We start from the raw sequence: 22,338 nt of genomic DNA on the forward strand, positions 1-22,338 counted from the left end.
GTGGGCTCGGAGACGTGTATAAGAGACAGGTGGTGTGCGTACGCGCGGTGGCGTCGTGGGGGTGGTGGGGTGCTGCGGCTGACGGAGACGGCGTGTCTGCTGATGCTGTCGGTGTTCCTGGTGTCGCGGCCGTCGTTCGATCACTATCTGGTGGTGGTGCTGCCGTTGTTGGTCGCGAGTGCGGCGTTGCCGGGGGCGGCGGCTCGTAGTCCATGGTTCTGGCTCGCGCTCGTTCCGCAGGTGCCCGGGTTCACGTGGCCGTTCCTGGAGTTGCCGACGCGGCGGGCCTTCAAGGACGCGGTGACGCTCTGTGTGCTGACCGCTGCCGTGGCTCTGCACCGGCCACCGGATCGGCTGCGACAGTCCGAGTCCGGGTTCACCGGCGGTGCCGATGCTCGGGCGGTCGCAGGGGGAGGTGTGGTCGAGCGCTGACCTACAGTGCCTGTTCTGCCAACTTCCCTTCTCCTGACCGTGCGAGGAGCACCGCATGTCGCCACTGAACCGAAGATCCGCCCTTGCCGCGCTGGCCGGAGCGGCGGCCGCGTCGCCGCTGCTGCCGGGCACCGGCTCGGCTGTCGCCCGCGCGGCCACGCACCAGGCCGTCACCGTGAGCGCCGCCACGACGGCAGCCGGGACCGGAGCGGCCGCGGCGGACGTCACCCGGTTCGGCAGCCCGCTCCTGGTCTCCGCCAACGACCCGGCGTGGTTCCCGGAGCACGGGGCCGGGCCCCTGACGGCGACCCCGGTGGCAGCCACCCCGTCCATGCCGGCCCTGCTGGAGGTGGCCGACAGCCACGGATGGCTCGCGACCCTGACGCAGGGGGCCAGGACGGTGACGGTACGGGGGCCACGGCGCTGGTTAACCGAACAGAAGAAACCGTTCACCGACGAGTTCGAGCGCACCCCCGCCACCGGTTGGGGCGCCTCTCCCGGAGGCGGCGTCTGGACCACCGTCAACGGCGCCGACACCGACTACCGGATCGAGGACGGCCGGGGAGTCATCGAACTGACCGCGACGAACGCGAGCCGGCACGCCGTCCTGACCTCCTCCGAGGACGTCGCCGACCTGAAGGCCACGGCCGTGTTCGGTTTCGACAAGGCTCCCGCGGGTGCGTCCGCCTCCCTCGCCCTGTCCTTCGCGATCGTCGACGTGAACAACCACTACCGGGCCCGGCTCAACGTCACGGCCGCCGGTGCGGTGCAGTTGTCGCTGGAGATGGAGAAGGCCAACGACGTGACGGTGCTCGGCGCCGCCCAGCAGGTCGGCACCGGGTTCACCGCGTCCGACCGCTGGTGCGTACAGGTCGAGAAGCAGGGGGACGCGCTACGGGCGCGCGCCTGGCGGAAAGGGACGCCCGAACCGTCGGACTGGCAGCACAGTGAGAAGGACCCCACCTTCACCTCCGGCCGGGTCGGGGTGCGCGCGCTGGCGTCGTCCGGCAACACGCAGGTGCCCCTGCGGGCGCTGGTGGACGAGTTCGCGGTCGAGTCGGCGTACTGGGCGAAGCCGCCCGTGGTCGCCCACGAGACATGGGTTCGCGTGCTTCCCGAACCGTTCGACGGCGGCTGGACGGACGCGATGGAGCAGCGGATACGCGGCTGGGCGGCCGACACCTCGCCCGACGCGCTCACCTACGGGGCGATGTTCCTGCCCGGTGGGACCCCCGTCCGCTCCTCGGTGCTCGGCGGCGCCCAGGTGCTGGGCGAGGCGGGGTACGGCCCGAGGAAGGCGGACGGAACCCGCCGGGAGGGCGCCGACTTCCACGAGTACATGGGCCTGGAGTGGACGTTCCCCAACGGCGAGAAGATGCCGTACGCGGGCGACCAGTGGGAGCGCAACCTCGACTGCTCCGGCCTCGTCCGCATGGTGTACGGCCACCACATGGGCCTGCCCCTCGTCTACGACCGTGACCACGACGGCGTGAACCTGCCCCGCCTCTCCAAGGACCTGGCGACCTCGGGCCCCGGTGTGGTCGTGGCGCGGGGCACGACCACGGCGCCCTCCCTGGAGGGGCTGCGGGTCGGGGACATCGTCTGCTTCGACGCCACCGACGACGCCACCGAGGAGGACGGCGTGATCGACCACGTGGGCATCTACGTGGGCAAGGACGAGGAAGGCGACCCGCGTTTCCTGTCGAGCCGCAAGACCCCGAACGGCCCGACCATCGCGGACCTCGGCGGCCCCTCGACACTGAACGGTACGGGTCTGTACGCCCGTACGCTGCGCGTGATCCGCCGGTTCTGAGGGGGCAGGGCGGGGGACGGGACCAGGTCGGCCCGGCGGCGGGCGGCCTCGTTTTGACCCGTCCCCGCGTGCCCGGGTATTCTGCACGTTCGTTATGTGTATTGGCTTGCTCATTCTCACGTGAGGACGCCCTTACACCGGTCCACCGGGCCGATGACCAGCGACCAGCACGCGGCTTGCGTCACCGCGGTGCGGTCATGGCTGTCGTGATCGTCTTCGGTGACCTTGTCAGGAACCTCACTGAAGAAGCGAAGGCTACGAACCGTGCGTACGTACAGCCCCAAGCCCGGCGATGTGACGCGTCAGTGGCACGTCATCGACGCCCAGGACGTTGTCCTGGGTCGTCTGGCCACCACCGCCGCCTCCATCCTGCGCGGCAAGCACAAGCCCATCTACGCGCCGCACGTCGACACTGGTGACTTCGTCATCATCATCAACGCCGACAAGGTGCACCTGTCCGGCAACAAGCGGACCCAGAAGATGGCGTACCGCCACTCCGGCTACCCGGGTGGTCTGCGCTCCGTCCGTTACGACGAGCTGCTGGAGAAGAACCCGGAGAAGGCCGTCGAGAAGGCCGTCAAGGGCATGCTCCCGAAGAACAGCCTCGGCCGTCAGATGCTCTCCAAGCTGAAGGTCTACTCGGGCGACCAGCACCCGCACGCTGCCCAGCAGCCGGTGCCGTTCGAGATCACCCAGGTCGCGCAGTAAGTCCGGCCACCCCCTAAGCCTGAAGAGAATCTGAGGAGAATCGTGGCCGAGACCACTCCCGAGCAGCCGGTCGAAGAGACTGAGCTCGTCGACATCGACAGCTACACCACCGAGTCCGAGGTTCCCGTGGAGGGCGAGTACACCTCCGAGTCCCTCGCCTCCCGCTTCGGCGACCCGCAGCCGGCCGCCGGCCTGGGCCGTCGCAAGAACGCCATCGCCCGCGTCCGGATCGTTCCGGGCACCGGCAAGTGGAAGATCAACGGTCGCACCCTCGAGGACTACTTCCCGAACAAGGTGCACCAGCAGGAAGTCAACGAGCCCTTCAAGGTGCTCGAGCTCGAGGGCCGCTACGACGTCGTCGCCCGCATCGCGGGTGGCGGCGTCTCCGGCCAGGCCGGTGCGCTCCGTCTCGGTGTCGCCCGCGCCCTGAACGAGGCCGACGTCGACAACAACCGCGGCGCCCTCAAGAAGGCCGGCTTCCTCCGTCGCGACGACCGTGCGGTCGAGCGCAAGAAGGCCGGTCTGAAGAAGGCCCGCAAGGCCCCGCAGTACAGCAAGCGCTAATTGTCGCTTCGCTGTACCGCACGCCTCGCCCCGGCGGCACATCCTGTGCCGCCGGGGCGGTTCGTTTACGGGGGTGAACGCTTTATCGCAGGCTTATGCGCACGGTGCAGGGATGCACGGGTGTACAGGACTGGGACTCCAGGGGAGCCGTTTTCGCCCGAATGGAGTCCAAAGGAGCCGAAGGAGGGCTGACACTGGGCAACCGTGCGGTGCCGACGACAGTCGACTTCACGGGAACCCGGGATGCCATGGGACGCCACGGGAGCCAGGGGATGTCCCTGACCCCGGCCAGGCCTGGACACTCGGCATGAGCCGTACATTCTCAGCAATTCGGAGGACACACAGTGGGACGACTCTTCGGGACGGACGGCGTGCGCGGCGTCGCCAACGCGGATCTGACGGCCGAGATGGCCCTCGGCCTCTCTGTCGCGGCGGCCCACGTACTCGCCGAGGCGGGCACGTTCGAGGGCCACAAGCCGGTGGCGGTGGTCGGGCGGGACCCGCGAGCGTCCGGGGAGTTCCTGGAGGCCGCCGTGGTCGCGGGCCTCGCCAGCGCGGGTGTGGACGTCCTGCGCGTCGGTGTGCTGCCCACCCCCGCGGTCGCGTACCTGACGGGTTCGCTGGGCGCCGACCTCGGCGTGATGCTCTCCGCCAGCCACAACGCCATGCCCGACAACGGGGTCAAGTTCTTCGCCCGCGGCGGCCACAAGCTCGCCGACGACCTGGAGGACAGGATCGAGGGCGTGTACGAGGAGCACCGGACCGGGGCCCCCTGGGACCGGCCCACCGGTGCCGGCGTCGGGCGCGTGACCTCGTACGGCGAAGGGCTCGAGCAGTACGTCGGGCACCTCATCGACGCGCTGCCCCACCGGCTCGACGGGCTGAAGGTCGTGCTGGACGAGGCCCACGGGGCCGCCGCCCGTGTCTCGCCCGAGGCATTCACCCGCGCCGGAGCCGAGGTCGTCACCATCGGCGCCGAGCCCGACGGGCTCAACATCAACGACGGGTGCGGCTCCACGCACCTCGGCCCGCTGAAGGCCGCCGTCGTCGAGCACGGCGCGGCCCTCGGCATCGCGCACGACGGTGACGCCGACCGCTGCCTGGCCGTGGACCACGAGGGCAACGAGATCGACGGTGACCAGATCCTCGCCGTGCTCGCGCTCGCGATGCGGGAGCGGTCGGTGCTGCGCGCCGACACCGTCGTCGCCACCGTCATGTCCAACCTCGGCTTCAAGCTCGCACTGGAGCGGGAGGGGCTGAAGCTCGTCCAGACCGCGGTCGGCGACCGTTACGTGCTGGAGGAGATGAAGGAGCACGGGTACGCCCTCGGTGGCGAGCAGTCCGGGCACGTGATCATCCTCGACCACGCGACGACCGGGGACGGCACGCTGACCGGCCTGTTGCTGGCCGCCCGGGTCGCCCAGTCCGGCCGTACCCTCAAGGACCTCGCGTCCGTCATGGAGCGGTTGCCGCAGGTGCTGATCAATGTGCCGGACGTCGACAGGTCCCGGGTGGGTACGTCCACCGAGCTGGCCACCGCCGTCGCCGACGCCGAGCGTGAACTCGGGTCCACCGGGCGGGTGTTGCTGCGGCCGTCCGGTACCGAGCCGTTGGTGCGGGTGATGGTCGAGGCGGCCGATATTGATCAGGCGCGGTCTGTGGCCGGGCGGCTGGCTGATGCGGTGAAGTCCGCGCTGGGGTGAGTGCCTGTTCCGGGTACGGGGTGGGGGTTCTGTGGTGTGCGGGCTGCGGGTTTGTTGTGGCTGGTCGCGCAGGTCCCCGCGCCCCTAAAGGGGCGCGCCCCTTGACGGGACGCGCGCCCCGCGGTGCTTTGCCCACAGCCACTTCTGGGTCAGGAGCGTGAGGGTGCCGGCCAGGACGATGCCCAGGAGGTTCAGGAGGAGTTGCTCCGTGGAGCCCCAGGTCTGTTTGGTGTCGCCGTAGCTCAGGGCGACGGCCGCGTTCGCCGCGGCCGGGACCGTCGTCACCGAGATGGCCACTCCCACCAGGGCGCCCGACTTGGCCGAGGTCAGCGAGAGGGTGCCGGCGATGCCCGCGAGGACCGCCACGACGAAGGAGAACCAGTCGGGGGCGTAGACGAAGCCCGTGTTGGGCCGGTCGGCGTCGAGTTTCTCCTGGCTGAACAGGTGGACCGCGTCCATGAAGAGGCTGAAGCCCACCGTCACCGCCATCGCCACGCCGAAGCCCACCAGCAGGGCGGTGAGTGAGCGGAGGGCGAGGCGTGGGTGGCGTTGGACGAGAGCCGTGCTCAGTCCGGCCAGCGGACCGAACTCCGGGCCCACCGCCATCGCGCCCACGATCAGGACCGCGTTGTCGAGGACCACACCGCAGGCCGCGATCATCGTGGCGAGCGTGATGAAGGCGACGTACGTGACCGACAGCGTCGACTCCTCGTGCGTCGCGTCCGCCAGGTGCTCCCACAGCACCGCGTCCGCGCCCTCTCCGGGGGCCTCGTCCTCGGCCTTGTCGGCGCGCCTGGAGAGCGACAGGTCGATGTTCTCGACGGCGATGGAGCCCGTCTTGTCGAGGTCCAGCGCCCGCAGCGTGCCGATGAGTTCGTCGCCCGCCTCGCGCGCCACGTCGCACATCACCACGTCCCCGGAGGGGTTGCGGGCGGCGCCGGGCAGCACGACGAGGTGCGTGGTGCCGACCGTCCCCTCGATCAGGCGCACCACGGCGTCCGTCCTGTCGGACGGCGTGATCAGGCGCAGATGCAGCATGGGGGCAGGGTAGCCGTCACAGTTTGCGCAGACTCAGGCGCTGCACCTTGTGGTCCGGGCCCTTGCGCACGACCAGGGTGGCGCGGCCGCGGGTCGGGGCCACGTTCTCGACCAGGTTGGGCCGGTTGATCGTGCGCCAGGTCGTGCGGCCGTAGTCGAGGGCCTCCTCCTCGGAAACCTGGGTGTACTTCCAGAAGTACGAGGACGGGTTCTGGAAGGCCGTCTCGCGCAGCTTGCGGAAGCGGCTCAGGTACCAGCGCTCGATGTCCTCGGTGCGGGCGTCGACGTACACGCTGAAGTCGAAGTAGTCGGCGAGGCCCACGCGGGTGCGGCCGTCCTTGCCGGGGAGGGCGGGCTGGAGGACGTTCAGGCCCTCGACGATGAGGATGTCCGGGCGGCGGACCGTGAGCTTCTGGCCGGGGACGATGTCGTAGATCAGGTGGGAGTAGACGGGTGCCGTCACCTCGTCCTTGCCGGCCTTGATGTCGGCGACGAAGCGGGTGAGCGCGCGGCGGTCGTACGACTCCGGGAAACCCTTCCGCGACACCAGGCCGCGTGCCTGGAGGTCCTTCATGGGCAGGAGGAAGCCGTCCGTCGTGACCAGTTCCACGCGCGGGTGCTCGGGCCAGCGGGCCAGCAGGGCCTGGAGGAGGCGGGCGACCGTGGACTTGCCGACGGCGACCGAGCCCGCGACACCTATCACGAACGGGGTGCCCGACTGGGAGCCCTGCTCGCCGAGGAAGGTGTTGAGGGCCCCGCGCAGGCCGTCCGTGGCGCCCACGTACAGGTTGAGGAGTCTGGAGAGCGGCAGATAGATGTCCCGTACCTCGTCGAGGTCGATGACGTCGCCCAGACCGCGCAGCTTCTCCACCTCCCCGGCGGTCAGCGGGAGCGGCGTCTTGTCGCGCAGGGCGCTCCACTCGGCACGGGTGAGGTCGACGTAGGGAGTCGCCTCCGGCCTGGGCCGGTGGGCGCTCCGCGGCAACGAGGAGACCGGTGAGATCACATTCCATTGTTAACGGAGTACGAACGGATCAGCGGCGTGGTGTCCGTCACGCCACCCTGTGTCCCTGCGTCCCTGTGTATGACTTGTGTCGAAGGTATGGACCGCGGGTGGGGGAGGGGATAGCGTCCGGCTGCCGGGAGCGAGCCGCCTCCCGCACCGTCGGGGGGTTCTGAGGTGGTCGTTGCCATGCGCCTTCGTGATGCCGTACGGATCCGGGATGTCGTACGCCGTAGATCTACGCGTGTCGAGTCGGAATTCGCCGGACGTGTGTGCAGCGACCTGGCCGCCGATCTGCCGGACGAGGACCTCGGGGAGTACCTCTACGACTGCATCGACATGTACCGGATGGGGAGCAAGCCCCGGTGCGAGGAGGTCGAGTACCTCGGAATGGTCCAGGAGGCGATCGACCGGCTCGAGCAAGGCTGCTGAAGTCCGCGGGGAGCTGCTGGGGCAGCCGCTTGCTGAGTAGTCAGTCGCGGATGTCCCGCCACGCCGCCGGGATCGCCTCCGCCACGTCGTGCGCGCCCGCGGGGGCGCCGTCCGCGGCGTACCGGCCCGCCAGGCCGTGGACGTAGGCCGCGACGCTCCCCGCGTCCAGGGCGGTCAGGCCGGCGGCCAGCAGGGAGCCGGCGAGACCCGAGAGGACGTCGCCGCTGCCCGCGGTGGCGAGCCAGGGCGTGCCGGTCGGGTTCACCCGGGCCGTGCCGCCGTCGGGACCGGCGACGAGCGTGGTGGAGCCCTTGAGGAGCACGGTCGCGTCATAGCGGCGCGCGAGGTCCCGTACGGCGGTCAGGCGCGCTCCCTCGACCTCCCCGCGCGAGGTGCCGAGCAGCGCCGCGGCCTCACCGGCGTGCGGGGTCATCAGCGTGGGCGCGCTACGGGCGCGTACGGCGTCCAGGTCGGCCAGGCGGAGGCCGTCCGCGTCGAGCAGCACGGGCACGTCGGTGGCGAGCACCTCGGCCACGGGCCCCGCGTCGTCCCCGGCGCCCGGGCCCACGACCCATGCCTGCACCCGGCCCGCCCGCTTCGGGCCACGGTCCGACACGAGGGTCTCCGGGAAGCGGGCGATCACGGCGTCACCGGCCGGACCGACGTACCGTACGGCTCCCGCGCCGCCGCGCAGGGCGCCCGAGACGGCGAGGACGGCCGCGCCGGGATAGCGGGCGGAACCGGCCGCGATGCCCACGACACCCCGCCGGTACTTGTCGCTCTCGGCGGCGGGACGGGGCAGGAGGGCCGCCACGTCCGCGTGCTGCAGTGCCTGAAGGTCCGGGTCTGCGGGGAGGGCGAGCCCGATGTCGACGAGGCGTACGGAACCGGCGTACTCGCGCGCCGGGTCGATGAGCAGGCCCGGCTTGTGCGTGCCGAAGGTGACCGTCAGGTCGGCGCGGACGGCCGTGCCGCGCACCTCGCCCGTGTCGGGCTCGATACCGGACGGGAGGTCCACGGCGACCACGGCCGCGCGGGACGCGGCCGCGAGCTCGGCGAGGGGCGCGGCGTCGGGGCGGAGGCCGCCCTTGCCGCCGATACCGACGATGCCGTCGAGGACGAGGTCGGCGCGGTGGACCGCCCGGTCGGCCCGGTGGGGCGGGATCGCGGTGCCGCCCGCCCGGCGCAGGGCCCTGAGGCCGCCGGGGTGGGTGCGGTCGGGGTTGAGCAGGACGGCGGTGACGCCCGCGCCGCGCTTGGCGAGACGGGCGCCCGCGTACAGGGTGTCGCCGCCGTTGTCGCCGCTGCCGACCAGGAGGACGACGCGACTGCCGTACACACGGCCGAGCAGGTCCGCGCAGGCCGCGGCCAGACCGGCGGCGGCCCGTTGCATGAGGGCGCCGTCGGGGAGCCTGGCCATGAGCTCGCGCTCGGCGGTTCGGACGGTTTCCACGCGGTACGCACTACGCATGCTGTCGAGTCTCCCGTACGTCGCTGATCGGCACCCCGAGGCCACCCCGGGGCCTGCCGTTCCCGGGGCCTACCCCTCCGCCACCACCACCGCCGACGCCACCCCCGCGTCATGGCTCAGCGAGACGTGCCAGGACGTGACGCCGAGTTCGGCGGCGCGGGCGGCCACCGTGCCCTTGACGCGGAGGCGGGGCTGTCCGGTGCCCTCGACGTAGACCTCGGCGTCCGTCCAGTGCAGGCCCGGCGGGGCGCCCAGGGCCTTGGCGAGCGCCTCCTTCGCGGCGAAGCGGGCCGCCAGGGAGGCCACACCCCGGCGTTCGCCGCTCGGGAGGAGCAACTCGCTGTCCACGAAGAGGCGTTCGGCCAGGCCCGGTGTGCGCTGCAGGGAGACGCGGAAGCGGTCGATCTCGGCCACGTCGATGCCGACCCCGATGATGCTCATGCTCCGCACCTTACGGCCGCCCGTGCAGAGCCGTCAGCGAAGAGGCCGGAACCCTGGAAAACCAGTGGAGCAGCGCCGCTGTGCGCCATCACCGTGCTGCGGAACCAAGTCGTCTGGGCAAGGACGCGCCGTTGTACACCGCGTGAGTGGGCGGTTCGTGCGTCTTTGAGTGGGTCTGCTGTCGCTTGATGGTGTGGCCGCGGGGCGGAATCTGCCGGTCCGAGGTTGTTGACCTGATGAATAGCGCATCTGCGCTGCCCCGGAGGGAATCAACGGGGTCGTGGCGGGACCGAACGGGGAGGGCGACTTCCACCACGGCGACCCCCACACCCAGCTGTGCTGGTGGTTCACCGGAGACACCTGCCTCAGCCGGGAGAGCTACCATCCGAACAAGGCGGGCGCTACTGCCTGCGCGGAGGCATTCATGACGTATGGCCCTCCCGCTGCTCTCAGTCCAGGGGAACAGTGAGTTCCGGCCCATTCCGGCATGGTGCCCCGTCACGGCAGGTCCGTGACGGGGCACCGTCCCGTGGCTGCCTCATAGCCCTCATGGCGCCCATCGTGGCGGTTCTGCTCGCCGCGGCGGTGCTCATGTACATGGGCCACCGCCAGGAGCAGGCGAACGAGCGCAACGAGCGTGAGGCAGTGCGGAGGGCGGCAACCCTGGCCCGGTCCTACGCGGGCGACATGCTGAACGAATTGCGGGACCGCTACCCGAGCGAGGCACGGACGCGGGACATCGCGCAGCGACACGACGGCCGGCTTGTGTCCTCCACGCGATCCGGAGAATCCCTCACCACCGTTGTCGAGTTCTTCGCGGCGTACGAGGAGGCCAGCATGTTCGGTACCTCGTACTCCCGGACGTATCGCTGCTACTCCGTCGTACTCCAGGAGGACGCCAAGGGCGTACCGCAGGCGAGAACAACTCTGCTGGAGAAGTGCGACGTCGCCTGATCAGGGTGTGGATCAGCACCAAGCCCTCACCCTGCGATGCGGGGTGCCCTGCCGGTCACTCCACCGTCACAGGCCGGGTTACCGCAGCCCGTCAGCCCTGTTCCGCGGGGTTCGGTGAGGACTCTCCGATCTCGGTGAACAGATCTTCGGCACGCTTGACGGTACCGGCCCGGTCGAGCCAGTCGTTGAGGCGGTCCAGGTCGGTGCACGTGGTGATGCGTTCGCGCACTTCGTCGCTGATGGTGAGGCCGCGCACCTCAAGGACGCGCAGGACCCCTTTGGCCTCGCCCCTGGCCTCGCCCCTGGCTTCGCCCCGGGCCTCGCCCTTGGCCTCGCCCGTGGCCTCACCTTCGGTCTTGCCTTCGAGGTAGGCCTTTTCAAGCACGGTGCCCCGGCCGGGGAAGTAATTGACGAAAGTCACGATGTCCCTCCATTTGTCTCCGGCAGGGGTCTCCCCCAGGGTGACGTCCAGAAATTGGTAGAAATAACCGGCGGCACTCCAGTCCATCCCCTCCAGGGCACGGCCCAGTGCGTCCAGTATGGCGTCGATGTCGGGGCTGTGGGCGTGCGCCAGGGCGGAGAAGGCGGCCAACGCCGGCTGCTTGGCCGCGGTTCTCTCGTCGGTGATCACCGGAAGGTTGTCCGGACTGACGACCAGCGGGTACGTCCGCTGGGCGGTCCAGCCGCGGTTCGGGCGGGCGAAGGGGCCTGCCGCCCACTTGGCTGTGGCCCGGTCGCGGCAGACGACGAGCAGCGTCACCGGCAGGTCGTACTTCGCCTCCAGGAAGGCGACGTAGTACGCCCAGCTCGACGCTTTCTTCCGATCCCGGCGCTCCTGCGCCTCGACGGCGAGCAGGAAGTCCTCCCCGTCGGACGGGGCGACGCGCAGCACGGTGTCGACGTGGCGCACCAGTGGCCTGGTCTCCGTCGCGTCGGTGGTGACGGCGTGCACGGTCGCCTTCTCGGGTAGCGCGATACCCAGCACTCCGAGAACGGGCGTGAGGATCTCGGGCCGCTCCTGGAAGATCCGGTGCATGCCCTCGTGGGCTGATGTGACCATGTGCGCAACCTGAGTTGATCAAGGGTGGATCGATGGGGCGATCGGGACACGTTCACTCCTTCGGGGAGGGAGGGCGGTCACGCGGCGCACTCGCACCAGACGTATTTGACCCAGTTGCCGTGTCCGGTCAGGGGCTGCCAGCCCCACAGGTCGGAGCAGGCCCGGACCAGCGCCAGCCCGCGCCCGTCCTCCAGCTCGGGGAGCTGCTCCAACCGCTCTGGCGGCTCGGGTGGTTCGGGGTCGGTGTCCCATGCGCCGATTCTCAGCACACCTGCCGACCAGGAAATCTTCAGGGCGGCAGGCCCCTTGGTGTGACGTACGGCGTTGGAGACCAGCTCCGTCGCCAGCAACTCGGCGGTGTCCACGAGGCCGATCAGGCCGTGCATGGTGAGGACCAGTCGGAGGGTGCGGCGGCTGATGGTGACGGCTCGTGCGTCGTTGGGGATGTGGAGGGAGTACTCCCACGGTTCGCTTTTCTCGGCGATTTCGGGCATGCGTCAGCTCCGGTTCGGTGGTGGGGTTTCGGAGATCTGCGGGGTGCGCGGGCGGTGGCAGTGCCGCAGCCGTCGTGGCAGGACGGAGTGGTGCGCTTCCGGGGTCCCGGCGTTCCGCAGCGTGTGCGTCGCATCACCGACAGTAGGTCTAAATTTAGAGATTCAGCAAGCCGGTCGCGTAACCTGACTCCGAACGAGTAGCGCCTGCGGGCGCGTTGAACCTAGGAGCGGTCGAGAGCTGTGAGGCGTGAACCAACGGCCCGCCAGATGCGTCTGGCAACTGAGCTGCGCAGGCTCCGTGAAGCGGCAGACCTCAACGCCCGCCAGGCGGCTGCGCTTCTCGGAGTGAGCCCCGCTCAGATCACCCACATCGAGTCCGGGCTCGCAGGCGTGAGCGAGAAGCGGCTCCGCCGTCTCGCGTCCCACTACGCCTGCACGGACGGCGAGTTCATCGACGCTCTGGTCACCATGGCCACCGACCGGGCACGGGGCTGGTGGGAGGAGTACCGGGGCCTGCTGCCCACGTCGTTTCTGGACCTGTCCGAGCTGGAGCACCACGCCCGGTTCCAGCGTCACGTGGCCATCCTGTACGTGCCGGGCCTGCTGCAGACGGAGGACTACGCCCGTGCCGTCTTCTCGGCGAGGCTGCCCGAACTCACCCCAGACGAGCTTGAGTTGCGCATTCGGCACCGAAAGGCGCGTCAGGAGATCACCATCCCGTACGAAGCAGTGATCCATGAGGCGGCGCTTCGGATCAGGGTCGGCGACCGTGACACCTCAAAGGCCCAGCTCGTCCGGCTCCTTGAGCTCTCCGAAGCGGACCACATCACCTTGCGCGTCATTCCCTTCGACCTGGACGGCTTCGCCAGCGCCGCAAGCACGATGACGTACGTGGGAGGTCCCCTGCCCAAGCTGGACACAGTGGTCCGCGACGCGCTCCATGGCTCAGCCTTTATTGATTCCGAGGCGCAGCTCAGCACCTACCGAACGAGTTTCCGTAGAGTGGAGGCTGCGTCGCTCGAACCCGAACAGTCGCGTGATTTCATCCACAAGCTGGCGAAAGAGCTGTGAGGAACCCCATGGACAACTGGCGGAAGTCGTCCTACTCCGGCCCGGGCGACGGCAACGAGTGCGTGGAGATCGCAACCACCCCCACCCACATAGCCGTCCGCGACTCAAAGGCCCCGGCCAGGGCAACCCTCACCTTCCCGGCTGGAGCCTTCACCCCCTTCCTCGAAGCTCTGAAAACCCACGCTCACTCCACCGTCACCGACTTCGCCAGGTTCCGAGGCTGATCCACCTCGTTGCCCCGGGCTGTCGCCAGCTCGCACGCGAACACCTGCAACGGCACCGTCGCGACCAACGGCTGGAGCAGCGTTGGCGTGGCAGGGATGCGGATCAAGTGGTCCGCGTACGGGGCGACCGCCTCGTCCCCCTCCTCCGCGATCACGATCGTCCGCGCGCCCCTTGCCCGGATCTCCTGGATGTTCGACACGATCTTGTCGTGGAGGACGGACCGCCCACGAGGCGACGGCACGACCACCACCACCGGCAGATCCTCCTCGATCAGCGCGATCGGCCCGTGCTTCAGCTCGCCCGCCGCGAAGCCCTCCGCGTGCATGTACGCGAGCTCCTTCAGCTTCAGGGCGCCCTCCAGTGCCACCGGGTAGCCCACGTGCCGGCCGAGGAACAGCACCGTGCGTTTGCCGGCGAGGGAGCGCGCCAGTTCCCGTACCGGCTCCATGGTGTCGAGGACCCGATCGACGTCCTGGGAACTGCGGGACAGCTCCCGGACGACCGCCTGGATCTCGTCGGCCCACTTCGTGCCGCGCACCTGGGCCAGGTAGAGCGCCACGAGGTAGCACGCGACCAGCTGGGTCAGGAACGCCTTCGTGGACGCGACCGCGACCTCCGGGCCCGCGTGCGTGTACAGCACCGCGTCCGACTCGCGCGGGATCGTCGAGCCGTTGGTGTTGCAGATCGCCAGCACCTTGGAGCCCTGCTCGCGGGCGTGCCGCAGCGCCATCAGCGTGTCCATGGTCTCGCCGGACTGGGAGATGGCGATGACCAGCGTGCGCGGGTCTAGGATCGGGTCCCGGTAGCGGAACTCGCTCGCCAGCTCCACCTCGCACGGGATACGGGTCCAGTGCTCGATGGCGTACTTGGCGATGAGGCCCGCGTGGAACGCCGTACCGCACGCGACGATGACCACCTTGTCCATCTCGCGCAGCTCGGAGGTGCTGATCCGGACCTCGTCCAGCGTCAGCGAACCCGCGGCGTCGACGCGCCCCAGCAACGTATCGGCGACCGCCTTGGGCTGTTCGGCGATCTCCTTGAGCATGAAGTAGTCATAACCCCCCTTTTCGGCTGCCGACGCGTCCCAGTCGACGTGGTACGCACGCACGTCGGCGGGGTGGCCGTCGAAGCCCGTCACCGTCACTCCGTCCCGGCGCAGCTCCACCACCTGGTCCTGACCCAGCTCGATCGCCGACCGCGTGTGGGCGATGAACGCGGCGACGTCCGAGGCGAGAAAGGCCTCGCCCTCTCCAACGCCCACCACGAGCGGTGAGTTCCGGCGGGCGCCCACCACCACGTCCGGCTCGTCCGCGTGCACCGCGACCAGCGTGAACGCGCCCTGCAGCCGACGGCACACCAGCCGCATCGCCTCCGCGAGGTCCGCGCCGGAGGAGAACTCCTCGGCCAGCAGGTGCGCCACCACCTCGGTGTCCGTCTCGGAGGCCAGTTCGTGCCCGCGCTCGGCCAGCTCGGCCCGCAGACAGGCGAAGTTCTCGATGATGCCGTTGTGCACGACGGCCACCCGGCCCGCGTTGTCGAGGTGCGGGTGGGCGTTGGCGTCCGTGGGGGCGCCGTGGGTGGCCCAGCGCGTGTGGCCGATGCCCGTGCGGCCGGTCGGCAGGGGGTGGCCGACGAGCTCCTTCTCCAGGTTGAGCAGCTTCCCGGCCTTCTTGGCGGCGGCCAGACCCCCGTCGGCCAGGACCGCCACGCCCGCCGAGTCGTACCCCCGGTACTCCAGCCGCTTCAGACCGGCGAGGACCACGTCGAGCGCGGACTGCGAGCCCACGTACCCCACGATTCCGCACATACCAACCCCTCTAGATCGCCCGTAGATCACCCGATCGGGGACACCGTGTGTGTCCTTCGTGACAGTACGTGACGATATGGCGATTTGGCGTCGATGAGCCCTCATATCGGGTGACCTCACGCGCGCGGCGCACTCATCCGCCCGCGCGTTCCGCGTTCGCTGGTCGTACGACAGGAACGGGCGTACCGCCTCTGCGCATGCTCCCCAGCGGGCAGTTGTCCCCCCTCTGAGACACTGGGCGCGATGACTGAGACAGCAGTACCGCCGACCGCGCCCCTGCGTGCCCGCGCCGAGATCGATCTCGCCGCCCTGCGGGACAACGTGCGGGCGCTGCGCGCGCACGCGCCGGGCGCGGCCCTGATGGCCGTCGTGAAGTCCGACGCGTACGGCCACGGGGCCGTGCCGTGCGCCCGGGCGGCCGTCGCCGCGGGGGCCGCCTGGCTGGGCACGGCCACGCCCGAGGAGGCCCTCGCCCTGCGCGCGGCCGGGCTGCCGGGACGCATCATGTGCTGGCTGTGGACCCCCGGTGGCCCCTGGCGGGAGGCCGTCGAGGCCGACCTGGACGTCTCGGTCAGCGCACTGTGGGCCCTGCGGGAGCTCACCGGGGCGGCGGCAGCGGCGGGCGTACGCGCGCGCGTGCATCTCAAGGCGGACACCGGGCTCGGCCGGAGCGGCTGCCAGCCCGACGACTGGCCGGACCTCGTCGCGGAGGCCCTGCGCGCCGAGGCCGACGGGCTCCTCACGGTCACCGGTCTCTGGTCCCACCTGGCGTGCGCCGACGAGCCCGGCCACCCCTCCATCGCCGCCCAGCTCACCCGCTTCCGCGAGATGGTGGCCCACGCCGAGCGGCAGGGCGCCCGCCCCGAGGTGCGGCACATCGCCAACTCGCCCGCCACCCTCACCCTCCCCGAGTCCCACTTCGACCTCGTACGGACGGGGGTCTCGCTCTACGGGATCTCGCCCAGCCCCGAGATCGGCGCCCCCGCGGACTTCGGACTGCGGCCGGTGATGACACTGAGCGCGTCCCTCGCCCTGGTCAAGCGCGTCCCCGGCGGGCACGGCGTCTCCTACGGCCACCACTACGTCACCCCGGGCGCCACGACCCTCGGCCTGGTGCCCGTCGGCTACGCGGACGGCATCCCGCGCCACGCCTCCGGCACCGGTCCGGTACTGGTCTGCGGCAAGTGGCGGACGGTCGCCGGGCGGATCGCGATGGACCAGTTCGTGGTCGACCTCGGCGGGGACGAACCGCCCGCCGGCACCGAGGCGGTGCTCTTCGGGCCTGGTGACCGGGGCGAACCGACCGCCGAGGACTGGGCGCAGGCGGCCGGGACCATCGCGTATGAAATCGTCACCCGGATCGGAACGCGCGTGCCGCGCGTCTATGTCAACGAGGAACCGTCATAGGCGACGGTCTTGGGTGAACGGCGACCGTCTCCGGTGAACAACGAAACGGGTAACTCCGCGTAGGTGTGCGGCATGGCAGAACCAGTACCACCCCGACCAGAGGACAGTACGAGAACCAGTCCGGTCGCCCGAGTGAGGCACCGGACCCCGGCGAAGAGGAGCGGGATGTGAGCGAGAGCAGCGCGGAGGCCATGGAGGCCGTCGCGAACGCGGCCTCGGCCGCCTCCGCCGCCGGCAACTGGCGCAAGGTCGGCAGCATCGCGGGCGCCGCGATAGGCGTGATCGCCGCCGGCGCCGCCGCCGGAGTCGCCATAGAGCGGCTCACGGTGGGCCGCGGCATGCGCCAGAAGGCCCGGCTCGCCCTCGACTCGGCGGGACCGTACGGATCGCTGCGCGGCACACCCGGCAAGGCGTACGCGGACGACGGCACCGAGCTGTACTACGAGGTGGACGACGTCGAGGCCGAGGCATCTCTCGCCCCGCGCCGGCGCCGCCTCTTCGGACGCAAGGCCCCGGCCCCGGTCACCGTCGTGTTCTGCCACGGCTACTGCCTCAACCAGGACTCCTGGCACTTCCAGCGGGCCGCGCTGCGCGGTGTCGTGCGGACCGTGCACTGGGACCAGCGCAGCCACGGGCGCTCCGGGCGCGGCCCGGCCCCGGCGGAGGACCAGCCGCCGGTCTCCATCGACCAGCTCGGGCGCGACCTGAAGGCGGTCATCGACGCGGCGGTGCCCCAGGGGCCGATCGTGCTCGTCGGGCACTCCATGGGCGGCATGACGATAATGGCGCTGGCCGCCCACTACCCCGAGCTGATCCGCGACCGCGTCGCCGGTATCGGGCTCGTCGGCACGTCGTCGGGGCGGCTCGGCGAGGTGAACTTCGGACTGCCGGTCGCGGGCGTCAACGCCGTACGGCGCGTCCTGCCCGGCGTGCTGCGGGCGCTCGGACAGCGGGCCGAGCTGGTGGAGAAGGGGCGGCGGGCCACGGCCGACCTGTTCGCCGGGATCATCAAGCGGTACTCGTTCGCGTCCCGGGACGTCGACCCGGCGGTCGCGCGGTTCGCCGAGCGGATGATCGAGGGCACGCCCATCGACGTGGTCGCCGAGTTCTACCCCGCCTTCACCGAGCACGACAAGACGGAGGCGCTCGCGCAGTTCGCCGAGCTGCCCGTGCTCGTGCTGGCCGGCGTCAAGGACCTCGTGACGCCCAGCGAGCACAGTGAGGCGATCGCGGACCTGCTGCCGGACGCGGAACTGGTGCTCGTGCCGGACGCCGGGCACCTGGTGATGCTGGAGCACCCGGAGGTGGTCACGGACCGCCTCGCCGACCTCCTCACACGCGCGGGTGCCGTCCCGGCAGGGGCTACCGTTGGCGGTTATGGAAGCACCAGCAGCACCGCACAGCCCGGGTGAGCACCGGGCCGCCCCCGCGTCCGTGGAACTCACCGTCAACGCCCCCGAGCAGATGCGGGAGCTGGGCCGCCGTCTCGCCAAGCTGCTGCGCGCGGGCGACCTCGTGATGCTCACCGGGGAGCTCGGCGCCGGCAAGACGACGCTGACCCGGGGGCTCGGCGAGGGGCTGGGCGTGCGGGGCGCGGTCACGTCCCCGACCTTCGTCATCGCGCGCGTGCACCCCTCCCTGGGGGACGGGCCGCCGCTCGTGCACGTCGACGCGTACCGCCTGGGCGGCGGGCTCGACGAGATGGAGGACCTCGACCTCGACGTGTCGCTGTCCGACTCGGTGGTCGTCGTGGAGTGGGGCGAGGGCAAGGTCGAGGAGCTGACGGAGGACCGGCTGCACGTCGTCATCCACCGGGCGGTGGGGGACACGACGGACGAGGTGCGCCACGTGACGCTCCGCGGGGTCGGGGAGCGGTGGGCGAGCGTGGATCTGAGTGTGCTGTCGGCATGAACGCGTGAAGGTTCCGACATCCCGTCGGCAAGATGTTGCGCGGGGTGCCTTCTGCGTGGTCACATGGTAGTGGTCCTTGGTTAGGTGTACCTAAGTTGGTGTGCCCGACCTGCTCCGCCCCCAGGTTTCAGGAGGCGTCCCATGCAGGCTTCAGAACGAGAGTCGCTGCCGGCGCTGCCGCGGGCTGTGCGGGATTCTGGGGTGCCCGGAGTGTCGATGCGGGAGTTGTTGGCTTCTTGTGTGGCGGCTCGGGTGGTGTCTACGCCGCCGGTGCCTCCGGCGGAGGGCGAGGGTGTGCGGAGCCCGGAGGCTGCCTAGGGGGCTGCGGGTTCGTTGTTCGCTGCGGGTGCGTCGTGGCTTGTCGCGCCGTTCCCCGCGCCCCTGAAAACCGCGCAGTTCCCCGCGCCCCTTAAAAGAATGCGCAGTTCCCCGCGCCCCTAGAAGATTGCGCAGTTCCCCGCGCCCCTGACAGTACGGGCGCATCCTCGCCCTGTTACTTGACCACCACCACCGGGCGGCCGATCGTGGCGAACTGCCACAACGCGTTGCCGTCCTTGCGGGACTCGCGGATGCCGCCTGTTTTGGAGGTGGGGTCCGGCTCGGGGGTGGAGCCGTCGACCGCGGCGCTGAAGCCGATGACGACGCCGTCGACGGTGGTGAAGCGGACGACGTGCTCGATGGGGGTGCCGTCGGAGCCGGTCGTGGAGTTCGTGCGTGAGGTGACCTTGTAGGTGGCGGGCGCGGGGTCCACCGTGCTGGGGGTGACCTCGAAGGTGCGGGTGGCCTTGTTGTCCGTGCCGACCAGCCAGACGCGGTCGTCGGTGAGCGAGTACACGACGCGCTTGCCGGTGCCCGAGCGGTCCGGCACGGCCGCCGGGGCCTTCTCGTCCGCGGGTGCCTTCGACTTCACGTCCGCCGGGGACTTGGTGGCGGACGGTTGGCCCAGGTCGTCCGGCACGTTCGCCGACGCCTGGTAGGCGAGGAAACCGACTGCGGCGATGGCCGCCGCGGTGAGCCCGGCCACGAATCCCGAGCTGCTTCTGGCCACCTTCTGCGCCCACCTCTCGTACCTGAGTACGGCTCTGATGTCTTGTACGTAGTTCGAGCAATTCTTCGTTGTGACGTTAGCAGGAGAGGGGCGGTGGTCCCGGGCGGCCGTCAGCGCGGCTCGGGCGCCGTAGGCTGTTTGCGTGCTCTTGCTCGCTCTGGATACCGCCACCCCCGCCGTGACCGTCGCGCTGCACGACGGGACGGACGTCGTCGCCTCGTCGAGCCAGGTGGACGCACGCCGCCACGGGGAACTCCTGCTGCCCGCCGTCGACCGGGTCCTCGCCGAGGCGGGCACGCGTCTCGACGCCGTCACCGGCATCGTCGTCGGCATCGGCCCCGGCCCGTACACGGGGCTGCGCGTCGGCCTCATGACCGCCGACACCTTCGGGCTCGCCCTCGGCGTCCCCGTCCACGGACTGTGCACGCTCGACGGGCTGGCGTACGCGTCCGACCTCGACGTGCCGTTCGTCGTGGCCACGGACGCCCGCCGCAAGGAGGTGTACTGGGCGCGGTACGCGGACTCCCGAACACGGGTGACCGACCCGGCCGTCGACCGGCCCGCCGAGATCGCCGACGCCGTGGCCGGACTCCCGGCGGTGGGCGCCGGGGCGCTGCTGTACCCGGACACCTTCCCCCAGGCGCACGAGCCCGAGCACGTGTCGGCGGCCGCGCTCGCCTCGCTGGCCGCGGAGAAGCTGGCCGCGGGCGGGGAACTGCCCGCCCCCCGGCCCCTCTACCTGCGGCGGCCCGACGCGCAGGTGCCCAAGAACTACAAGGTGGTCACCCCCAAGTGACCGAGACCTCCGTGCTGCGCGAGATGCGCTGGTGGGACATCGATCCCGTACTGGAGCTGGAGAAGGACCTCTTCCCCGAGGACGCCTGGTCGCGGGGCATGTTCTGGTCCGAGTTGGCCCATGCGAGAGGGCCGGAGGCGACGCGGCGGTACGTCGTGGCGGTCGAGGGGGAGCGCCTCGTGGGGTACGGGGGGCTCGCGGCCGCCGGAGACCTCGCCGACGTCCAGACCATCGCCGTCGCCCGCGACCAGTGGGGCACCGGGCTCGGCGCGCGGCTGCTGACGGAACTGCTGCGGGCCGCCACCGAGTTCGACTGCGCCGAGATCATGCTCGAGTGCCGCGTCGACAACGTCCGCGCCCAGAAGCTGTACGAGCGCTTCGGCTTCGTGCCCATCGGCTTCCGGCGCGGCTACTACCAGCCGGGCAACGTGGACGCCCTGGTGATGAGACTCAGTACGGCACCCGAGAACGGCGCGGCCGCGGGTGCACCCTCCGCGAACGGCGTACAAGGAACCGAGATCAATGGCTGACTCACGCGACGAGCCCCTCGTACTCGGCATCGAGACCTCCTGCGACGAGACCGGCGTCGGCATCGTCCGCGGCACCACCCTGCTCGCGGACGCGATCGCCTCCAGCGTCGACGAGCACGCCCGCTTCGGCGGTGTGGTGCCCGAGGTCGCCTCCCGGGCCCATCTGGAGGCGATGGTGCCGACCATCGACCGCGCGCTGAAGCAGGCCGGGGTGAGCGCGCGCGACCTGGACGGGATCGCGGTGACCGCCGGGCCGGGCCTCGCGGGTGCGCTGCTCGTCGGCGTCTCGGCGGCGAAGGCGTACGCGTACGCGCTGGGCAAGCCGCTGTACGGCGTCAACCACCTGGCGTCCCACATCTGTGTGGACCAGCTGGAGCACGGCACGCTGCCCGAGCCCACGATGGCGCTGCTGGTGAGCGGCGGGCACTCCTCCCTCCTGCTGTCCACGGACATCACCTCCGACGTACGGCCCATGGGCTCGACCATCGACGACGCGGCGGGCGAGGCATTCGACAAGATCGCGCGCGTCCTCGACCTGGGCTTCCCGGGCGGGCCGGTCATCGACCGGTACGCGCGCGAGGGCGACCCGGAGGCGATCGCGTTCCCCCGCGGGCTGACCGGCCCGCGCGACGCGGTGTACGACTTCTCCTTCTCCGGCCTGAAGACGGCCGTGGCCCGCTGGATCGAGGCCAAGCGGGCGGCGGGGGAGGAGGTCCCGGTGCGCGATGTGGCGGCGTCCTTCCAGGAGGCGGTCGTGGACGTGCTGACGAGGAAGGCCGTACGGGCCTGCAAGGACGAGGGCGTCGACCACCTCATGATCGGCGGTGGCGTCGCGGCCAACTCCCGCCTGCGCGCCCTCGCTCAGGAGCGCTGCGAGGCGGCGGGCATCCGGCTCCGCGTCCCCCGGCCCAAGCTGTGCACGGACAACGGCGCCATGGTCGCGGCGCTGGGCGCCGAGATGGTCACCCGGGGGCGCGCCGCCTCGGACTGGGACCTCTCGGCGGACTCGTCCCTCCCGGTGACGGACCCGCACGTCCCGGGCACCACGCACACCCACACCCACGACCACGTGCATGAGGTGAGCAAGGAGAACCTCTACTCGTGACCGTCGCCCTGATGTGGGAGGCCCGGGCGGTGGCGGGCCGGGGCGAGGAGCTCCTCGCCTGGGCCCGCGCGTGGGAACCGCCCTCCTCGCCCCTGCGCCGCGAGACCTTCCGCGCACCTGAGGACCGGGTGCTCGTCATCACCTGGTGGGACGCCCCGTACGACGCCGACCTGCCCGAGCTGCCCGAGCCGGGCGGGGAGTTGGTGACCCGGGCGGTGCACAGGTGGCGGTTCGAGTCGCTGGGCTGAAGAGCGCGAAACCCAGCCCCCAAATCAGCCCCTCCGGCGGACAAATCAGCCCCTCCGGCGTTTGAGGAGCGGGGGTC

24 protein-coding genes are annotated in these 22,338 nt (G+C 70.7%); 16 read left to right on the forward strand and 8 right to left on the reverse strand.

Annotated features, from left to right (window positions below; genetic code table 11):
- The first annotated feature begins 69 nt into the window (after positions 1 to 69).
- The 5 genes from FNH08_RS17945 (at position 70) to glmM (ending at position 5,220) form a co-directional block, all read left to right on the forward strand.
- Positions 70 to 432 carry a hypothetical protein gene (locus FNH08_RS17945; RefSeq protein ID WP_152772503.1) on the forward strand — a complete coding sequence of 121 codons (363 nt, stop codon included), beginning with the start codon at positions 70 to 72 and terminating at the stop codon, positions 430 to 432.
- Positions 433 to 487: 55 nt separating this feature from the next.
- Entirely contained in the window at positions 488 to 2,245 is a 1,758-nt protein-coding gene (locus FNH08_RS17950; protein ID WP_228034198.1) for an NlpC/P60 family protein, read from the forward strand.
- A 264-nt stretch (positions 2,246 to 2,509) separates the two neighbouring features.
- Positions 2,510 to 2,953 (forward strand): 50S ribosomal protein L13, encoded by a 444-nt coding sequence (gene rplM, locus FNH08_RS17955; protein WP_322724747.1) that lies wholly within the window; start codon positions 2,510 to 2,512, stop codon positions 2,951 to 2,953.
- A 42-nt stretch (positions 2,954 to 2,995) separates the two neighbouring features.
- Positions 2,996 to 3,517, forward strand: coding sequence for a 30S ribosomal protein S9 (gene rpsI / locus FNH08_RS17960; protein WP_322724748.1), 522 nt, complete (start codon positions 2,996 to 2,998; stop codon positions 3,515 to 3,517).
- A 344-nt stretch (positions 3,518 to 3,861) separates the two neighbouring features.
- The gene (gene glmM / locus FNH08_RS17965; RefSeq protein WP_322724749.1) at positions 3,862 to 5,220 is read left to right on the forward strand and encodes a phosphoglucosamine mutase; all 1,359 of its coding nucleotides are present in this window, start codon (positions 3,862 to 3,864) and stop codon (positions 5,218 to 5,220) included.
- An 84-nt stretch (positions 5,221 to 5,304) separates the two neighbouring features.
- Here glmM and FNH08_RS17970 read toward each other — a convergent pair whose 3' ends face one another.
- Together FNH08_RS17970 and coaA are read right to left on the reverse strand one after the other, a co-directional pair.
- Positions 5,305 to 6,258: a DUF389 domain-containing protein gene (locus tag FNH08_RS17970; protein WP_152772505.1), complete on the reverse strand. Its 954-nt coding sequence runs from the start codon at positions 6,256 to 6,258 to the stop codon at positions 5,305 to 5,307.
- 16 nt (positions 6,259 to 6,274) lie between these two features.
- Positions 6,275 to 7,264, reverse strand: coding sequence for a type I pantothenate kinase (coaA, locus tag FNH08_RS17975; RefSeq protein ID WP_322724750.1), 990 nt, complete (start codon positions 7,262 to 7,264; stop codon positions 6,275 to 6,277).
- A 186-nt stretch (positions 7,265 to 7,450) separates the two neighbouring features.
- Here coaA and FNH08_RS17980 point away from each other — a divergent pair, with 186 nt between their 5' ends.
- A complete protein-coding gene (locus FNH08_RS17980) occupies positions 7,451 to 7,693 on the forward strand; it encodes a hypothetical protein (protein ID WP_152772506.1) in 243 nt (80 codons plus the stop codon).
- A gap of 40 nt (positions 7,694 to 7,733) precedes the next feature.
- On the opposite strand, the gene FNH08_RS17985 is transcribed toward FNH08_RS17980, so the two are convergent.
- Both FNH08_RS17985 and FNH08_RS17990 read right to left on the reverse strand, forming a co-directional pair.
- Positions 7,734 to 9,164, reverse strand: a complete 1,431-nt coding sequence (locus FNH08_RS17985) for an NAD(P)H-hydrate dehydratase (RefSeq protein WP_152772507.1) — start codon at positions 9,162 to 9,164, stop codon at positions 7,734 to 7,736.
- 69 nt (positions 9,165 to 9,233) lie between these two features.
- The gene (locus tag FNH08_RS17990; protein WP_152772508.1) at positions 9,234 to 9,605 is read right to left on the reverse strand and encodes a holo-ACP synthase; all 372 of its coding nucleotides are present in this window, start codon (positions 9,603 to 9,605) and stop codon (positions 9,234 to 9,236) included.
- Between the two features lie 549 nt (positions 9,606 to 10,154).
- On the opposite strand from FNH08_RS17990, the gene FNH08_RS17995 reads away from it, so the two are divergent.
- Positions 10,155 to 10,559 (forward strand): hypothetical protein, encoded by a 405-nt coding sequence (locus FNH08_RS17995; RefSeq protein WP_152772509.1) that lies wholly within the window; start codon positions 10,155 to 10,157, stop codon positions 10,557 to 10,559.
- Positions 10,560 to 10,650: 91 nt separating this feature from the next.
- Here the strand turns inward: FNH08_RS17995 and FNH08_RS18000 are convergent, their stop codons facing one another.
- Positions 10,651 to 11,619, reverse strand: a complete 969-nt coding sequence (locus tag FNH08_RS18000; protein WP_152772510.1) for a hypothetical protein — start codon at positions 11,617 to 11,619, stop codon at positions 10,651 to 10,653.
- A 77-nt stretch (positions 11,620 to 11,696) separates the two neighbouring features.
- Positions 11,697 to 12,113, reverse strand: a complete 417-nt coding sequence (locus FNH08_RS18005; protein ID WP_152772511.1) for an ATP-binding protein — start codon at positions 12,111 to 12,113, stop codon at positions 11,697 to 11,699.
- Between the two features lie 267 nt (positions 12,114 to 12,380).
- Here FNH08_RS18005 and FNH08_RS18010 point away from each other — a divergent pair, with 267 nt between their 5' ends.
- Positions 12,381 to 13,184, forward strand: a complete 804-nt coding sequence (locus FNH08_RS18010; RefSeq protein ID WP_152772512.1) for a helix-turn-helix domain-containing protein — start codon at positions 12,381 to 12,383, stop codon at positions 13,182 to 13,184.
- Positions 13,185 to 13,192: 8 nt separating this feature from the next.
- Entirely contained in the window at positions 13,193 to 13,408 is a 216-nt protein-coding gene (locus tag FNH08_RS18015; protein WP_152772513.1) for a DUF397 domain-containing protein, read from the forward strand.
- On the opposite strand, the gene glmS is transcribed toward FNH08_RS18015, so the two are convergent.
- Complete coding sequence (glmS, locus tag FNH08_RS18020) at positions 13,369 to 15,216, reverse strand: glutamine--fructose-6-phosphate transaminase (isomerizing) (RefSeq protein WP_152772514.1); 1,848 nt, start codon at positions 15,214 to 15,216, stop codon at positions 13,369 to 13,371. The genes FNH08_RS18015 and glmS overlap by 40 nt on opposite strands.
- 243 nt (positions 15,217 to 15,459) lie before the next feature.
- On the opposite strand from glmS, the gene alr reads away from it, so the two are divergent.
- The 3 genes from alr (at position 15,460) to tsaE (ending at position 18,534) form a co-directional block, all read left to right on the forward strand.
- Positions 15,460 to 16,623, forward strand: a complete 1,164-nt coding sequence (gene alr, locus FNH08_RS18025) for an alanine racemase (protein ID WP_152772515.1) — start codon at positions 15,460 to 15,462, stop codon at positions 16,621 to 16,623.
- Between the two features lie 167 nt (positions 16,624 to 16,790).
- Complete coding sequence (locus tag FNH08_RS18030) at positions 16,791 to 18,035, forward strand: alpha/beta fold hydrolase (protein ID WP_322724752.1); 1,245 nt, start codon at positions 16,791 to 16,793, stop codon at positions 18,033 to 18,035.
- Positions 18,001 to 18,534 carry a tRNA (adenosine(37)-N6)-threonylcarbamoyltransferase complex ATPase subunit type 1 TsaE gene (tsaE, locus tag FNH08_RS18035; RefSeq protein ID WP_152772516.1) on the forward strand — a complete coding sequence of 178 codons (534 nt, stop codon included), beginning with the start codon at positions 18,001 to 18,003 and terminating at the stop codon, positions 18,532 to 18,534. The genes FNH08_RS18030 and tsaE overlap by 35 nt, the downstream gene beginning before the upstream one ends.
- Positions 18,535 to 19,027: 493 nt before the next feature.
- Here tsaE and FNH08_RS18040 read toward each other — a convergent pair whose 3' ends face one another.
- Positions 19,028 to 19,582: a hypothetical protein gene (locus FNH08_RS18040; protein WP_322724753.1), complete on the reverse strand. Its 555-nt coding sequence runs from the start codon at positions 19,580 to 19,582 to the stop codon at positions 19,028 to 19,030.
- Between the two features lie 142 nt (positions 19,583 to 19,724).
- Here FNH08_RS18040 and tsaB point away from each other — a divergent pair, with 142 nt between their 5' ends.
- The 4 genes from tsaB to FNH08_RS18060 are packed head-to-tail and all read left to right on the forward strand — an operon-like array spanning position 19,725 to position 22,261.
- A complete protein-coding gene (tsaB, locus tag FNH08_RS18045; RefSeq protein ID WP_322724754.1) occupies positions 19,725 to 20,378 on the forward strand; it encodes a tRNA (adenosine(37)-N6)-threonylcarbamoyltransferase complex dimerization subunit type 1 TsaB in 654 nt (217 codons plus the stop codon).
- A gap of 23 nt (positions 20,379 to 20,401) precedes the next feature.
- On the forward strand, positions 20,402 to 20,908 hold the full coding sequence (gene rimI, locus FNH08_RS18050) for a ribosomal protein S18-alanine N-acetyltransferase (RefSeq protein ID WP_152772523.1): 507 nt from the start codon (positions 20,402 to 20,404) through the stop codon (positions 20,906 to 20,908).
- Positions 20,901 to 22,013 (forward strand): tRNA (adenosine(37)-N6)-threonylcarbamoyltransferase complex transferase subunit TsaD, encoded by a 1,113-nt coding sequence (tsaD, locus tag FNH08_RS18055; RefSeq protein ID WP_152772517.1) that lies wholly within the window; start codon positions 20,901 to 20,903, stop codon positions 22,011 to 22,013. The genes rimI and tsaD overlap by 8 nt, the downstream gene beginning before the upstream one ends.
- The gene (locus FNH08_RS18060) at positions 22,010 to 22,261 is read left to right on the forward strand and encodes a hypothetical protein (protein ID WP_322724755.1); all 252 of its coding nucleotides are present in this window, start codon (positions 22,010 to 22,012) and stop codon (positions 22,259 to 22,261) included. Before tsaD ends, FNH08_RS18060 begins: the two co-directional genes overlap by 4 nt.
- The last annotated feature ends 77 nt before the right edge of the window (positions 22,262 to 22,338 follow it).

It is taken from the genome of Streptomyces spongiae (assembly GCF_009377185.1).
GTDB classification, from domain to species: Bacteria; Actinomycetota; Actinomycetes; order Streptomycetales; family Streptomycetaceae; genus Streptomyces; species Streptomyces spongiae.